The 16,076-nt window shown below is 58.5% G+C and carries 13 protein-coding genes; 5 read left to right on the forward strand and 8 right to left on the reverse strand.

Annotated features, from left to right (window positions below):
* Positions 1–3 precede the first annotated feature (3 nt).
* The 6 genes from WBR25_RS20900 to mioC form a co-directional block, all read right to left on the reverse strand.
* Positions 4–414, reverse strand: coding sequence for an ATP synthase subunit I (locus WBR25_RS20900; protein WP_019445506.1), 411 nt, complete (start codon positions 412–414; stop codon positions 4–6).
* 190 nt (positions 415–604) lie between these two features.
* The gene (locus WBR25_RS20905; RefSeq protein ID WP_005342343.1) at positions 605–1,513 is read right to left on the reverse strand and encodes a ParB/RepB/Spo0J family partition protein; all 909 of its coding nucleotides are present in this window, start codon (positions 1,511–1,513) and stop codon (positions 605–607) included.
* A complete protein-coding gene (locus tag WBR25_RS20910) occupies positions 1,510–2,313 on the reverse strand; it encodes a ParA family protein (protein ID WP_005357226.1) in 804 nt (267 codons plus the stop codon). Before WBR25_RS20910 ends, WBR25_RS20905 begins: the two co-directional genes overlap by 4 nt.
* A 26-nt stretch (positions 2,314–2,339) precedes the next feature.
* Positions 2,340–2,966, reverse strand: a complete 627-nt coding sequence (rsmG, locus tag WBR25_RS20915; RefSeq protein WP_335851640.1) for a 16S rRNA (guanine(527)-N(7))-methyltransferase RsmG — start codon at positions 2,964–2,966, stop codon at positions 2,340–2,342.
* Positions 2,967–2,974: 8 nt separating this feature from the next.
* The gene (gene mnmG / locus WBR25_RS20920) at positions 2,975–4,864 is read right to left on the reverse strand and encodes a tRNA uridine-5-carboxymethylaminomethyl(34) synthesis enzyme MnmG (RefSeq protein ID WP_100654726.1); all 1,890 of its coding nucleotides are present in this window, start codon (positions 4,862–4,864) and stop codon (positions 2,975–2,977) included.
* 508 nt (positions 4,865–5,372) lie between these two features.
* On the reverse strand, positions 5,373–5,822 hold the full coding sequence (mioC, locus tag WBR25_RS20925; RefSeq protein ID WP_033138545.1) for an FMN-binding protein MioC: 450 nt from the start codon (positions 5,820–5,822) through the stop codon (positions 5,373–5,375).
* A gap of 396 nt (positions 5,823–6,218) precedes the next feature.
* Between mioC and WBR25_RS20930 the strand changes: the two genes are divergently transcribed.
* The 5 genes from WBR25_RS20930 to fhuB all read left to right on the forward strand — a co-directional run bounded on the left by WBR25_RS20930 (position 6,219) and on the right by fhuB (position 13,750).
* Positions 6,219–8,315, forward strand: coding sequence for a TonB-dependent siderophore receptor (locus WBR25_RS20930; protein WP_479749147.1), 2,097 nt, complete (start codon positions 6,219–6,221; stop codon positions 8,313–8,315).
* Positions 8,316–8,394: 79 nt separating this feature from the next.
* On the forward strand, positions 8,395–10,041 hold the full coding sequence (locus tag WBR25_RS20935) for a multidrug ABC transporter permease/ATP-binding protein (protein WP_236358047.1): 1,647 nt from the start codon (positions 8,395–8,397) through the stop codon (positions 10,039–10,041).
* A 46-nt stretch (positions 10,042–10,087) separates the two neighbouring features.
* Entirely contained in the window at positions 10,088–10,852 is a 765-nt protein-coding gene (locus tag WBR25_RS20940; RefSeq protein ID WP_139476811.1) for an ATP-binding cassette domain-containing protein, read from the forward strand.
* Between the two features lie 34 nt (positions 10,853–10,886).
* Complete coding sequence (locus tag WBR25_RS20945) at positions 10,887–11,771, forward strand: ABC transporter substrate-binding protein (RefSeq protein WP_479749921.1); 885 nt, start codon at positions 10,887–10,889, stop codon at positions 11,769–11,771.
* Positions 11,768–13,750, forward strand: a complete 1,983-nt coding sequence (gene fhuB / locus WBR25_RS20950) for a Fe(3+)-hydroxamate ABC transporter permease FhuB (protein WP_479749149.1) — start codon at positions 11,768–11,770, stop codon at positions 13,748–13,750. The genes WBR25_RS20945 and fhuB overlap by 4 nt, the downstream gene beginning before the upstream one ends.
* Positions 13,751–14,171: 421 nt before the next feature.
* Here fhuB and WBR25_RS20955 read toward each other — a convergent pair whose 3' ends face one another.
* A complete protein-coding gene (locus WBR25_RS20955; RefSeq protein ID WP_151286440.1) occupies positions 14,172–15,491 on the reverse strand; it encodes a type II toxin-antitoxin system HipA family toxin in 1,320 nt (439 codons plus the stop codon).
* Positions 15,491–15,745, reverse strand: a complete 255-nt coding sequence (locus WBR25_RS20960; protein WP_042878568.1) for a helix-turn-helix domain-containing protein — start codon at positions 15,743–15,745, stop codon at positions 15,491–15,493. The genes WBR25_RS20955 and WBR25_RS20960 overlap by 1 nt, the downstream gene beginning before the upstream one ends.
* Positions 15,746–16,076: the final 331 nt, after the last annotated feature.

Here is a 16,076-nt window from a genome sequence, read left to right on the forward strand (position 1 = left end):
TTCCTAATAGTGGTTGTTAAGCGTGAATGAAACCATCCACTGTACAACGAGGGCGAGGATATAAGTGGCGAAAAACGAGACGGTAACGACCTCGACTCCCGCACCAAACATCAGGGCGAATAGACCTGTTGTAGAAATGAGCTTAATCCCTGCCCCACCATAAAAGTCCCGCAAAACCAGGCCCACACTCTCGGTTGTCACCTTGCGGCGCAGCACCCAGACAGTAAACAAGGCTTGAGGAACCCAGTACATCCCCCCTCCGTAGAGGGCGGAATAACCGGCGCTGGCACCAGTCAGGTAAAACCAGACGGCACTCATCGCCAGGATCAGGATGAGCTGACAAACGAGCATAACCAAGGCCAGAGTCAAACCTTCCAAGGCTATTTTCTGCTTCACCAACCTACCCCTGAACATTACAGAACTGTAAAAAATCGGGATCCGAAGACCCCATGTTAACAGCTCTTAAAGCCGGTCAAATTATACCCTTGAGGGCAGCTATTGCAATATGACAAAAATCCTTAATTTTTGCGGCTTTCCGCGGCAAATCAGGGTTATGGTCATATCAAAAGGAATGGATGTTTTATTACTACAAAAAGCGTAAAAATCACGATTCCGACACGCCAAAATAGCCCAATATACGGTCCAAATCGGACAAATTCTCGTAACTTATTACTAACTTCCCGCTATCCCGCTTGCCAGGCTGAAGTTGCACCTGATTGCCAATTTTTTCTGCCAGTTGGCGCTCCAGGTAGCCGATCTGCGGATCACGGGCCGGTTCGACCCTGGCTTTTGCTGGTTCGAGCGCTTTTTGCACCAGCTTCTCGGTATCGCGTACGGTCAGCCCTTTCTGGGCAACTAGCTTGGCCAGTTCAGACTGGGCCTGGCCGCTCAGGGCCAGCAGGGCACGGGCATGGCCCATGTCGAGGTCGCCATGCTCGACGAAACGCTTCACGTCGTCGTTGAGCTGGTTGAGACGCAACAGGTTGGTCACCGTGGTGCGGGACTTGCCCACAGCCTCGGCCACCTGCTGGTGGGTGAGTTCGAATTCGGTCAGCAGTCTTTGTAGTGCGACCGCCTCTTCGATGGCATTGAGGTCTTCCCTCTGAATATTCTCAATCAGCGCGATGGCGACGGCAGCCTCGTCGGGTACATCTTTGACGATGCAGGGCACCACCTCAAGCCGCGCCAGCTGGGACGCGCGCCAGCGCCGCTCACCGGCAATGATTTCGAAGGATTGTTCGCCGAGAGGGCGTACCACGATGGGCTGGATCACCCCTTGGGCGCGGATGGAGTTGGCCAGCTCTTCCAGTGCATCCTGGGACATATCCTTGCGGGGCTGGTACTTGCCGGACTGCAACCACTCCACCGGCAGCTTGCGCAGCTCGCCCTGATTGGTGGGGGCCATGGCCTCTTCAGTACGTTGATCGCTCATCACCTGTTTCTGGCGGGCAGCCGTGCTGGTACTGAGCAGGGCATCCAGCCCCTTGCCCAGTCCACGTTTTTTCGGAGTCATATGCTCTCTCGGTCTGCGATGGTCGCCTGACGTTCCTGCTCCTGGCGGCGCAGGATCTCGCCAGCCAGTGCCAGGTAGGCCTTGGCGCCCACCGATGATTTGTCATAGTGCATGGCCGGGGCACCGAAACTCGGGGCCTCAGCCAGTCTAACGTTGCGGGGAATGATGGTGCGGTAGACTTTGTCGCCAAAGTGCTGTTTTAGCTGATCGGACACATCATTGGCCAGCCGGTTGCGGTGATCGAACATGGTGCGCAGCACCCCTTCGATCTTGAGCTCCGGATTGACCACGGCGGCCAGCTTGCTGATGGTGTCGACCAGGGCGGTGAGCCCCTCCAGCGCGTAATATTCGCACTGCATGGGCACCAGCACGGAGTCTGCGGCGGCCATGGCGTTCACGGTCAGCATGTTGAGAGAGGGCGGGCAGTCGATGAAGACGTAGTCGTATTTGTCCCGCACCGAGGCCAGCGCATTGCGCAGGCGGATTTCGCGGGCGAAAAATTCCATCAGACGGATTTCGGCCGCGGTCACGTCGGCGTTGGCGGCAATCAGGTGATAGCCCCCGGTGGTTTCGGGGATGATCACTTCGCTGATGGGGGCATCCTCGATCAGCAGCTCATAGGCGGTGCGCTCGACGTCATACTTGTCGACACCGCTGCCCATGGTGGCATTGCCCTGCGGATCCAGATCGATCACCAGCACCTTGCGCCGGGTGGCAGCCATGGAGGCGGCCAGATTCACACAGGTGGTGGTTTTACCCACTCCACCCTTCTGGTTGGCTATGGCGATGACTTTTCCCACACGATCCCCTAAATGAAACTGCGACCCTATTCGGGCTGGATATGTTTGAATTCCAGCAGATGACGTTCGCCTTCCAGCTCCGGCACCCACAACTCATGACAGGCTACCAGACGGATATTGGCAGGCAACTGGGCCAGCTCCTGCTCGGGATATTGTCCCTTGAGAGCCAGGAAACAACCCTGTTCTGACGGCAGGTGGTGACACCAGCTCAGCATGTCCTCCAGCGAGGCAAATGCCCGACTCAGTACACCATCAAATCCCACCTCGGGTTGATACTCTTCCACCCGGGATTTGACCGGCGTCACATTGGTCAGACCCAGCTCCTGGATCACCTGACGGATGAAGTTGATCCGCTTGCCCAGACTGTCGAGCAGGACGAACTGCTTGTCCGGATTGATGATCGCCAGCGGCAATCCCGGCAGGCCGGGACCTGTCCCCACGTCGATGAAGCGCTCACCGTGCAAGTGGGGGCTTACAACCAGGCTATCGAGGATATGCTTGACCAGCATGGCGTCCGGATCTCGCACCGAGGTGAGATTGTAAGCCTTGTTCCACTTGTGCAGCAACTCGACCAACTGCACCAGTTGGCTCTTTTGGGTATCGGTGATAACAATTTCGGCCTGCTTGAGCAGGCCGTTCAATCTTTCCAGCATGGGATTCCTCAGGCGGTTTTACGCAGCAGGCCGTGTTTTTTCAGGTGAACCAGCAGGATGGAGATGGCCGCCGGGGTGATGCCGGAGATGCGGGAAGCCTGACCAATGGTCTGCGGCTTGGCATCGTTCAGCTTGGCTTTCACCTCGTTGGAGAGGCCGTTCACCTCGCGATAGTCCAGATCCAGCGGCAGCAAGGTGTTCTCGTTGCGCAGCTGCTTTTCCACTTCATCGTGCTGACGCTCGATGTAACCGGCGTACTTGATCTGGATCTCAACCTGTTCGGCCGCGGCAGGATCAGTCACGGAAGGGCCAACCCCTTCGATGGCCATCAGCGCATCATAGGTCACCTCGGGGCGACGCAGCAGCTCTTCCAGACTCTGTTCGCGGGTCAGCGGGGTATTGACCAGGGCGTTGACTGCCTCCAGTGACGGATGTTGCGGGTGGATCCAGGTTGAACGCATGCGCTGACGCTCCAGCTCGACCTGTTCCATCTTGGCGTTGAACTTGCTCCAGCGCTCGTCATCCACCAGACCCAGTTCGCGACCAATGGCAGTCAGGCGGATATCGGCGTTGTCTTCCCGCAGCAGCAGGCGATATTCGGCGCGGCTGGTGAACATGCGGTAAGGCTCGCGGGTCCCCAGGGTGGAGAGATCGTCCATCATCACGCCCATGTAGGCCTGATCCCGACGCGGGTTCCAGGGATCCTTGTCCTGGGCACGCAGGGCCGCGTTCAGACCGGCCATCAGGCCTTGTGCCGCCGCCTCTTCGTAACCGGTCGTCCCGTTGATCTGGCCAGCGAAGAACAGGTTTGGAATGCACTTGCTCTCCATGTTGGCCTTGAGATCCCGCGGATCGAAGAAATCATATTCGATGGCATAGCCGGGGCGGGTGATATGGGCGTTCTCGAAGCCGCGCACAGAACGGACGATCTGCACCTGCACGTCAAACGGCAGGCTGGTAGAGATCCCGTTCGGATAGAGTTCGTGGGTGGTCAGGCCTTCCGGCTCGACGAAGATCTGGTGCGCCGTTTTGTCGGCGAAACGGGTGATCTTGTCTTCGATCGACGGGCAGTAGCGCGGGCCGATCCCCTCGATCACCCCGGCATACATGGGGCTGCGATCCAGGTTATTGCGGATCACCTCGTGGGTACGCTCGTTGGTGTGGGTGACGTAGCAGGGCACCTGACGGGGATGCTGGCTGGCATTGCCGATAAACGAGAAGACCGGACGCGGATCGTCGCCGTGCTGTTCCTGCATGACGGAGAAATCGACGCTGCGGGCATCGATGCGCGGCGGGGTGCCCGTCTTGAGACGATCGATGCGCAGCGGCAGTTCACGCAGGCGCTGGGCCAGGGCGATCGAGGGAGGATCCCCGGCACGGCCGCCCTTGTAGTTTTCCATCCCGATGTGGATCAAACCATTCAGGAAGGTACCGACCGTCAGCACCACAGTCTTGCCACTGATGCGGATCCCGCTCTGGGTGACCACACCGGCAACACGATCCCCGTCCATGATCAGATCGTCACAGGCCTGCTGGAAGATCTTCAGGTTCGGGTAGTTCTCCAGCATCTGGCGAACGACGGCCTTGTAGAGCAGGCGATCCGCCTGGGCACGAGTGGCTCGCACTGCCGGGCCCTTGGAGGAGTTGAGGGTGCGGAACTGGATCCCGCCAAGATCGATGGCACGCGCCATGATCCCGCCGAGTGCGTCAACTTCCTTGACCAGGTGTCCCTTGCCGATCCCACCGATCGCCGGATTACAGGACATGTGTCCCAGCGTATCGATATTGTGGGTCAGCAACAGGGTATTCATGCCCATACGGGCTGCCGCTGTTGCTGCTTCGGTTCCGGCATGACCGCCACCGACGACGATCACATCAAATTGTTCATGGTATTGCATTGGGATCACCTTGATCTGCACGCCTGAAGATCTTTATTTGCCTGGGCTAAAGGGCGGAACATTCTATCTGTTTCGCGTCCTGAGGGGAACGTCTACTTAACGTTCAGTATGAAGGGAGGATCCACTAATTAGATCTTAAGGATCTTTAGATCGATCTTTTACTGGATCTCTTATTAGGATCCGCCCTTTCTGTTGATAAGCACTTTTTGATCATAAATATCATTAATTTAAGGACGATCCTAGCTTGTGGAAAAGCTTGGATCCTGGCCCGGTGAACGAGGGGATAACCAGGACTTTTATACACAGAGGTCTGTCGGTCTGGATCTAATACATGGATAACTATAGGTTTTTCAGAGTTTTACACCGTAGTTATGCACATTACCCCTGGGCGTTGTGGGTAACCTTGTAGAACAACTCCCCCGGATCAATCTGTTAATAACATGGTGGATAGTCGATCTGGGGATAAGTGGGGAGATCAAGCTTTTTTTCAGGATCTCCCGCACTCTGATCAGGCGATCATCGTCATCCAGTCGCGGATCCACACTTCTGCTGCATCTTCGGGGATCTCGTGTTGGGTCACATCGATGTCGAGCCGCTCGCCGATCCGGCTGGCACCGCACTCGGCCAGCAGCCGATCCAGCGTCTTGCCGCCCTGGCAAAAGGTGTCATAACTGCTGTCGCCAAGGGCGATCACGCCATATTTCAATGAATTAAGATCCGGATGCTGCTCGGCAAGATCCTTGGCGAAGGGTTGCAGGTTGTCGGGCACATCCCCGGCACCATGGGTGGAAGTGACCACCAGCAGGATGGATCCCGCATCATCCAGCACCTCTGCCAGCTTGGCCGGGTTGTGGATCCGGGTCTGGTGGCCAGCCTGTTCCAGTAGGTTGGCGACGTGGTCTGCGACATATTCGGCGGCGCCCAGCATGGAGCCGACGACGAGATTGAGTTTGGCCATGGAATGGATCCTGATTTCAGACAAAGAAACGGAAAGCCGGATTCTACCGCCAAAGGGTGTGGATAAATATGGATAAAGCTTGGGGATAATGGATCCAGTCAGATAATGCCGCCGGATCCATCCTGCCGATCTTTTTTCTGCTTCTTTCTATTCCTCTTCATTTTCTTCTCCGCTAATGGCTCTCCTGATGACGTCCATCCCCCGCGAAATCCTGCCAACGATGCAGCTAGATAACAATGTAGGTGCAAATGATTAGCAATTATTGAATCGATTCGATCACGGCTCCTGTAGTAGGATTGCGCTGCTTTATTCGCCCATGGAACAGGGTGATGTCGTGACAAACGACCACAAATAACAATTAAAACAACATAACTCATTGATAAACGAGACTTTAATATGATTGCGCAAAAATACACTACAGGACCCGGCAAGAAGGGCGCCTTCGGCGTGCTTTCGCTCTCCGGTTTGCTCGTATCCCTGCCGCTGATGGCCGAACAAACCACTGCTGAGCTGCCCAAAGCCAGAGAAACCATGGTGGTGACCGGTACGGCCATGAAGGTGGAAGTACCGATGGCCGAGACCCCTCGCGCCGTTTCCGTGGTTAATCGCGAGGAGCTGGATCAGCACGCCGTGTTGCAGCTGGATGAGGCGCTTCGCTACCGTTCCGGCGTATTGACCGGCCTCTATGGTTCCGACAACAACACCGACTGGTTCAAGGTGCGTGGCTTCGATGCTGCCTCTTATCTGGATGGCAACCGGCTGTTTGGCACCGGCTACTACGTCTGGACGCCGGAACCGTTCGGTCTGGAGAGTGTGGAAGTGCTGAAGGGGCCAGCCTCGATCCTTTACGGTGAGGCGCCTCCGGGCGGGGTGATCAATGCCATCAGCAAGCGACCGACCGCCACGCCGCAAGGGCTGGTAGATCTGCAGCTTGGCAGCCGGGATCATCGTCAGGTCGGGGTGGATGTCTCTGACGCGCTCTCCGACAACAGCCGCTACCGCATGGTTGCTCTTTATAAAGAGCGTGATGGGGTGCTTACCGGTACTTACAACGATCGGGTTTATCTGGCGCCGAGCGTCACCTTCGATCTTTCGGATCGTACCAGCCTGACCCTGCTGGCCAGCTTCCTGCACGACGAAGGGGTCCCGACCAACGGCTTCTTCCCGGTCTATGGCACCCTGAATACGTCAGGTGGCCAGATTGATCCCTACACCAATCTGAGTCAGCCGGATTACGATCGCAACCGCAATACCCAGATCTCCACCGGTTACGAGCTGGCCCACCAGCTCAACCAGACCTGGGAGTTCAAGCAGAACGTCCGCTTCAACTACAACGATCTGCTGCTGCGCCAGACCTATATCTTCCCGACCTATGAAGGCACAACCGCCAGTCGTGGCCTGGTTTACCGCGATGGCAATACCAAGAGTGCCACCATGGATAACCAGATGGTGGGCTACTGGAACACCGACAGCACCGAGCAGACCTTGCTGCTGGGGGTGGATCTGCAGCGTCACGTCAATGAAGGGGTCGAGGCCGACAACTACGGTATGGGCTCCATCAATACCATGAACCCGGATTACAGCGGCTTCCCCGGTTTTGACGAGTCGACCGCCACTCACCAGAAGAGCTCCAAGGGCCAGAGCGGCCTCTATGCCCAGCACCAGATCCGCTGGGACGATCGCTGGTTGCTGACTGCCGGTGGCCGTTTTGACTATGTGGAGACCCACAACACCAATACCAGTAAGGACGAGCGCCAGTACGATCACGAGCTCTCCCTCTCGGGCAGCCTGATGTATCTGGCTGACAACGGCCTCTCTCCCTACTTTGCCTATGCCGAGTCGTTCGAAGTGCTGCCGGGGATCGATCCTAACACCCGAAACTCCTACAAGCCGCTCAAGGGAAAGCTCTACGAGACCGGCGTGAAGTATGCGCCAGCCTTCCTCGATGGTTACATCAATCTGGCGCTGTTCGATCTGGCCCAGACCAACTCGCTGGTCTCTACCGGTTCCGGCCAGCAGACCCAGGCGGGTGAAGTGACCTCTCAGGGGGTTGAGCTGGAAGGGAGCGTGCAGGTGACAGATGCGCTGCGTCTGACCGCTGCTTATACCTACACCGATGCCAAAACCAACGACACCGGCAGTGGCGATCGCCGTGCCAGCCTGATCCCGCGCCACCAGGCCTCCTTCTGGGGCAACTACAAGGTGCAGCAAGGGGTGGCTTCGGGTCTGGAGCTGGGTACCGGTGTGCGTTATATCGGTTCCAGCGTGGGTATTGGCGCCGTGAATGCGGATTACACCCCCATCTACGGCTCTGCCGAGGTGCCGGCTCATACCGTCTGGGATGCGATGATCGGGTATGACTTTGCCAAGAACTGGCGCGCCCAGCTCAACGTCAACAACCTGCTGGGTGAAACCTACGTGGCCAGTTGTGACTACTACTGCTACTACGGCGAGCCGCGCAGCGTAGTGGGCAGCATCAACTACCGCTGGTAATCGAAGTTGGGCGGGAACCCGGTTCCCGCCCTTCTTTTCACCCGCAGTTGTTCTGATCTCTCTGGAATACCGGTCCGTTATGGAACTCTTGTCTCTGGTTTATCGCCAATATCGTTGGCCTTTTATCGCTATCACCCTGCTCAGTCTGCTCAGTGCCGTCAGCGGGATTGGCGTCATTGCTTTTATTAATCAGTCTCTTATCGAATCTATAGGTGATCCGCTGCCGATCCTCGGTCAGCTGGTCGGCCTGATTGTGTTGCTGCTGGTGATCACCCTCGGATCTCAGCTGGCCCTGACCACTCTCGGTCACCATTTTGTCTACCGGTTGCGCGGACGCCTGCTCAAGCAGTTGCTGGATACTGATGTCGCCCGCATCCGCCAGATTGGTCAGGGGCCGCTGCTGGCTTCCCTCTCCAGCGATATCGGCCAGATCACCATCGCCTTCGTGCGCCTGCCGGAGCTGGTGCAGGGGCTGGTACTCACGCTGGGTTCTGCCCTTTACCTTGGCTGGCTCTCTCCTGCATTACTCGGGGTGACCGCGCTCTGGGTCACGATTACCATGGTGGTGGGCTGGTTGCTGGTGAACCGTGTTTATCGCCATCTCTCCCACATGCGTCAGGCCGAAGATCGGCTCTATCAGAACTATCAGGCCATCATCGCCGGCAGCAAGGAGCTGGCGCTCAACCGCGAGCGGGCTCACTTCGTTTACCACCAGCTCTATGAACAAAATGCCCGTGACTACCGCCAGCAGATCATCCGCGCCGACACCTATCACCTGAGCGCGGTGAACTGGTCGAATATCATGATGCTGGGGGCCATCGGTCTGGTCTTCTTTCTGGCCAACGGCCTTGGCTGGGCCAACACCAATGTGGCCGCCACCTTTGCGCTGACCCTGCTGTTCCTGCGCACCCCGCTGTTGCAGGGGATTGGCGCCCTGCCGACCCTGCTTGCCGCTCAGGTGGCGTTCGACAAGATCGCCGCCCTCAATCTGGCCGAGCCGGATGCGGACTTCCCGCTGCCGCCCGCCATCCGCCCCTGGCAGCGTATCGAGCTGGAGCAGGTGAGCTTTCACTATCAGGGGGAGGGCGGTTTTGCCGTTGGCCCCATCGATCTGGTCATCGAAAAGGGGGAGCAGATCTTCATCATCGGTGGCAATGGCTCCGGCAAGTCGACCCTGGCCATGCTGCTGACCGGCCTTTACCTGCCGGTATCGGGCCGGATCCTGCTGGATGGTGAACCCGTCACCGATCGCAATGGCTATCTGGCGCTCTTCTCCGCCATCTTTACCGACTATCACCTGTTCCAGCACCTGCTGGGGCCGGAACCCAAGGATGAGCTGGTGGCCGAGTGGCTGGAGCGGTTGCAGATGGGCAGCAAGCTCACCATCGAGGATGGCTTTATCGCCGATATCGATCTCTCCCAAGGGCAGCGCAAGCGGGTCGCCCTGCTGCTGGCGCTGGCCGAGCAGCGCGAGGTGATGCTGTTTGACGAGTGGGCTGCGGATCAGGATCCCCAGTTCCGCCGCATCTTCTATCAGGTGCTGTTGCCGCGCCTCAAGGAGATGGGCAAGACGGTGATTGCCATCAGTCACGACGATCACTACTTCCCGCTGGCCGATCGCCTGCTGGAGATGCGTCAGGGCCAGCTCACTGAACTGACCGGCGCGCGCCGTGCCGCAGTGAGCCGCGATGCGATCGCCCATCTGGATTGCGAGGTGCCGGCTTGATGCCGGCACCGATGAGACTGGCGGCAAGCCAGCACAGGAATTGCTTATGTTCGAGATGAAATCAGCCAGCTTCACGGTCAATGACCGCACGCTGCTGCACCCCACCGACCTGCGTTTCGAGCAGGGACAGGTCTATGGCCTCATCGGCCACAATGGTTCGGGTAAATCGACCCTGCTCAAGCTGCTGGCTCGCCAGCAACCCCTCAGCGACGGCGAGATCCTGTTCGATGGCAAGCCGCTGCCCGACTGGGGCAACCGGGAGTTTGCCCGTCAGGTGGCCTATCTGCCCCAGCATCTGCCGAGCGCCGAGAATCTGCTCGGGCGGGAGCTGGTGGAGATGGGCCGCTACCCCTGGCGTGGCCTGCTGGGCCGGATGGGGGCGGAGGATCACCGTCAGGTCGATCGGGCCATCGCCCTTACCCATACCGAACGCTTTGCCGATCGGCTGGTGGATACCCTCTCCGGCGGCGAGCGGGGGCGGGTCTGGCTGGCGATGCTGCTGGCCCAGGAGAGCCGCTTCATCCTGCTGGACGAGCCGCTGGCCGCGCTGGATGTGGCCCATCAGGTGGAGGTGCTCACGCTCGTCAAGCAGTTGAGCCGTCAGCTTAACCTTGGGGTCATCATCGTCATTCATGACATCAATATGGCCTCCCGCTTCTGCGATCGGCTGGTGGCGCTCCACTCCGGCCGCCTGCTTACCCACGGCGAATCGGAGGGGATCATGACCAGTGAGACCTTGCACGCCATCTATGGCATCCCGATGGAGGTCATTCGCCACCCGGCCCATGCTCATCCCATCGCGATCGTCTGACCGGGGGGCTCTCTTGAACCGTTTATTGAAGAAGATGGCACCCTGCCTTATCAGCCTGCTGCTGCCACTAGCGGCGCAGGCCGACACATCTCCGATCGCCTCTGCATCGCTACCCCGTATCGCCACCGTCGACTGGACCATTGCCGAAACCCTGCTGGCGCTCGGGGTGACGCCGCTGGCGGTGGGGGATGCTGGTCCCTATCAGGCATGGGTTGGTGAGCCACGGCTACCCGCCGGAGTGGTGGATATCGGCCTGCGCACCCAGCCCAACCGTGAGCTGCTGGCGGAGCTCAAACCCGATCGCATCCTCATCTCGCCGCTGGCGGCCCCGCTGGCGCCAACTCTTTCCCGCATCGCGCCGGTGAGCACCATCGCCCTCTATGATGGGCAAACCGATCTGTGGCTGCGGCTGCACGAGGTGACACTGACCCTCGCCCGCATGGTGGGCAAAACCGCCGAGGGCGAACGGCTGCTGGCCGGGCTGGATCGGGATCTCGCCAGCATGCAGGCCAGATTGCCTGCGGATCTGCCGCCTCTGCTGGTGGTGCAGTTTATCGATGAGCGCCATGTGCGGGTGTTTGGTCGCCACAGCCTGTTCGATGCGGTGATGACGCGGCTTGGGCTGAGTAATGGCTGGCAGGAGCAGACCAATGACTGGGGTTTCTCGGTGGTCAGCATCGAGCAGTTTATGACCTTGCCAACCGCGCGGCTGGTGGTGGTCGATCCCATTCCGGTAGGGGTGAGCGAACGGCTGCAGGAGCCTGGGCTGTGGCAGCATCTGCCGCTGGTACGGCAGGCGCCCGTGCTGCATCTGCCTGCGGTCTGGAGTTTTGGCGGCGTACTTGCAGCCCGCCGTTTCGCCGGTCTGCTCAGCGATGCATTGCTGCAAGATGCCGAGCGTATGGAGGCGAGCCGATGAAGCGACTGCTCACATCGCCGCTGCTGCGGCCGGTCTCGATCCTGCTGGGGTTGACCCTCTTGCTCGCGTATTGGGAGCTGGCTCGCCAGCTGCCCGGTGCGCTCTGGTGGCAGAGCCTCTTCTCCCCCAATCTGGATGATGTCAGCCAAGCGGTGGTGCATTTCAGCTGGCTACCCCGCTTGGCGGTCACCCTACTGGCTGGGGCGGCGCTCGGGCTGGCGGGTACCCTGATGCAGCAGGTGCTGCGCAACCCGCTCGCGTCACCGACCACCTTGGGGGTGGCCTCCGGTGCCCAACTGGCGTTGATGATGGTGACCCTGTTTGCCCCCTCCTGGCTGTTGCTGGGGCGGGAGTGGATCGCCATGGCCGGTGGCAGCCTTGCGATGGCACTGGTGTTTGCCCTTGCCTGGCGTCGCCAGCTCAATCCGGTGGTCATCGTCTTTGCCGGACTGGTGATAAACCTCTATCTGGCGGCCATCAGCATGGGACTCTTGCTGTTCTTTCAGGAGGAGCTGAAAGGCTTGCTGGTGTGGGGTAGTGGCTCGCTAGTGCAGAACAGCTGGAGCGGGGTGAGTTACCTGTTGCCCCGCCTGCTGGCAGCTGCGGTGCTGGCCGCTGTGCTGGTACGCCCGCTGGCGGTGCTGGAGCTGGATGATGCCAGCGCCCGCAGTCTGGGGGTCTCCCTGCAGCATCTGCGTTTTGTCGGACTGGGGCTGGCGGTGTTTGTCACCGCCTGTGTGGTGAGCGTGGTGGGGCTGATCGGCTTTATCGGGCTGGCGGCGCCCGCCATGGTGCGGTTGCTCGGGATCCGCCAGCTTGGCCAGCGGTTGTTGTGGGCTCCCATACTGGGTGCCTTGCTGCTGGCGGCGACCGATCTGCTGCTGCAGAGCCTGAGCCGCTTCTGGCCGGTATTGATCCCCACCGGCGCAATGACCGCCCTGCTGGGGGCGCCGCTGCTGCTCTGGTTGATCCCGCGCCTTGGCATCAAGTCGGGTACGCCGAAGGCAAACGCCGGCCTGCTGGTGGCTCGCCATCCGGCTCCGGCTCGCCTTATTGGCCTGTTGCTGGTCGGGCTGCTGCTGGCCGTGGTCGCCTCCCAGCTGTTTGGGCAGGGAATGACGGGCTGGAGCTGGCCAAGCTGGCTCCGCTGGCAGGCCCAGCTGGAGTGGCGGCTGCCGCGCACTCTGGCGGCGGGGGCGGCTGGCGTACTGCTGGCGCTGGCGGGCACCCTGTTGCAGCGGGTCAGCAACAATCCTATGGCGAGTCCGGAGCTGCTGGGGGTGAGCGGTGGCACCTTTATGGGGGTGATAGCGACGGCCTTACTGCTGCCAGCTTTGCCGTTGCCCATCATGCTGCTGGGCGGCCTGATCGGGGCCTTCGCTTGTCTCTTGCTGCTGGTGCTGGTCAATCGCAAGCACGGCTTCCAGCCGGAGCGGATCCTGCTCTCCGGCATCGCCATCACGGCACTGTTTGAGCCGCTGCAGGCCATTGCGCTGGCCAACGGTGACATGCGGGTGCAGCAACTGCTCTCCTGGATGTCCGGTTCCACCTATTACGTCACTCTGCCGGTGGCCTATGGGCTGGTGGGGCTGGCGCTGTTGATGCTGGCCGCCTGCCTGTTGGTGAGCCGTTGGCTTGATCTGCTGCCAATGGGGGCGGCGGTAGCCACCGCACTCGGCATTCGCCTCAACCGTGCCCAGCTCGCCATCCTGCTGCTGGTGGCCGTGCTCACTGCCAGCGCCACCCTGGTGGTGGGGCCGCTCTCGTTCGTCGGTCTGTTGGCGCCACATATGGCCAAGCTGATGGGGTTGGTGCGGGCACGCTGGCACCTGCTTGGGGCCGCCGCTTCCGGCGCCCTGTTGATGGTGTCGGCGGACTGGGTCGGCCAGCAGATCCTCTTCCCGCAGGAGGTGCCTGTTGGGCTGGTCTCCACCCTGTTAGGGGGCGCTTACTTCATGTGGTGCCTGCGTCGCCTCTAGGTTTACGGACAAAAAACGCACAACAAAAAGCCCAGGATGAACCCGGGCTTTTTGTTGTCTGCCAGACCGGCTTACTTGCCGATGCAGAATGTAAATAATCTATTATCTTCAATGTGTTAGTGACTTTTCGGGGGCCACTTGGGGTAAAAGTAACTAAAACAGCATATTGAGAGGCCGCTCACGGGTTTCTGCCATCGTGCAGCGTTCCCACATAGTCCATTCTCGATCGTGCAGCCTTCCCATATGAATCAACGCGATGCCACCACACGCAGTCAAAGCCGCTTTTTAGGTGAGTTTTGAACATATTTTGAACCGACTATAGCATCGTCCGGTGCCTAGAAAGCCGCTTTTACTCTTCGAACCGTGCAAACTTCACATAGGTGGTTTGGCTAACCGTGCAATCATCCCACATACCGCCAATTTAATCCCAGCCCTTTATCAGCCTGGCTGAGCGGGCTTTTAGGCCCTCTAGAATGGTGCTGCTGATGGCATCGGGGAAGCCCGCTGGCAATTGCTGGGTAACACGCTCAATAACATCATCAACGGAGTTGGCCAGTTCTGTCAGGATCTCTTCCATAGCAGAACGCTCAAATCCCACAGCTTTCGCCGTTTGGAAGAAATGACGCGGGAATACCTGCTCAATGGCGTATTTCTTTCCCTTGCTGCTTGCTAGGCCCATAGCGAGCTTGGCGTCCCTTCGGTTGAGGCCTCGGCCGCCAAACACTGGATAGACAGATAGGATGTCGTAAAAAGGGGTCAGGCGAAAACGCCCTTCCGGTCCAATAAAGACCGAGAAGTTCTTTGCATGGCCATCGGTGGCCGCCAGCAGCCAGAACAGGACCTGAGATTTCATGAACAGGTAGCGATCCTGTTCTGGTGTCACAGAGCCCAGCAAGGTTTTCATGATGTCAGTGATCCCTGGTCCTCCATGGCTCTCGTATTTCCGTGCTGACGGAACATTCAATACCTGACAGAAATCTTCTTGGGGAAGGCGCATGATCCAACTGCGATCGGCAGCGTAACGTCTGTCGAAGCGTTCCACAGCCAGTGCTTTGACCTGGCCAACCTGCATCATGAAGCAGTTAGGTACGGGTAGACCAAACTCCTTGGCAATCAGAGTGCAGAGATATTCGTTTTCTACGCTCTGGGAGAGGTCTATCGAGTAGGAGTGGCTTTCAATCTTGCCGATAGGGAGTTTGATTATGTGGGTTGTCGGCGTTGCATTGAGTGGCAAGTACCAACGGCCATCGAGATAGAGCAGTGCAGTCTTTTCTTGCGCCCCGGCGATAGAGATCCGGAACTCCTCTTGCTCCCTGACCATCCCCAAAGGGATTCCTGATTTGTAGCTGGTCAGGATCTGCTCGAGCTCGTCATCGGAAAGTGCCTTGTAGTCGATTCGCCTGACATCTGGAACATCGTGCCCTTCGGTAACCAGCTGTAATGCCCCTACGCTATCCTGGCCAATGCAACTGAGCAGATCGAAGGGCTGGGTTGATACCGCTTGATAGCGTGCTACAACCCTATTCCTCACCTCTGTATTATCTGGCAGCAGGTTGTCAAAGAAGTTATAGGCTTCATCGCCCCGGTAGGCCTGATGGCGCAATGGCATGGAGAGTGAGATGGGACGGCTGCCCGGTTGTGCTAGCCATGACTCATGGTACTGAAACTGATGGGCGCCGCTGGTAGTTTTGGTGAATGTGCCTACCCGATAGCCGTTCATGTAGACAGCCAGATTGGCCATTACCACTCCTCCTTCCAGCCCGATGCCGGACTCTCGGATGACTCATTGCGGGGTTTGATGTCCAGTGACAATTCGAGTGCCGCGAGGATCTTGAACAGGGTCTCCAGCTTGGTGGACTCAGGATTGAGCTCGAAGCTGGAGACTGTGTCTTGCCTAATCCCTACTTTCTCGGCCACTTTGCCTTGAGAGAGCTTTTGAGAAAGCCTGGCATCCTTGATACAGGCGCTCAGCTGCTTGGCGCTGGTTACTTTCATGATTCGACAACCTGGTAGCGTGCCTTCTTCCAATTTACACGCTATGGCAGGTACATCAAGTTTTACCTGCTGTGGCGGGTAAAGGTTGTTTACACGCTATAGGCAGTATTTAAGATTTATCCTATATAGCGGGTAAGCAGGAGGTTAGCAGGGGAGAAACTTGAGCCATCCGAGTTAATGTAGGCTGTGTACTGACATAACAGGATCCGAAAGAAACGAGTATTATCAACAGTCAGTTCGAGCGGCTGTGAGATGATAGTTCTAGCCGGTTCTTCGCATTTGTAGCCATTTTTATATTCAGTGATGAGGAAGTTAATTAATGTCAAAACCA

It is taken from the genome of Aeromonas sp. MTB, from assembly GCF_056632455.1.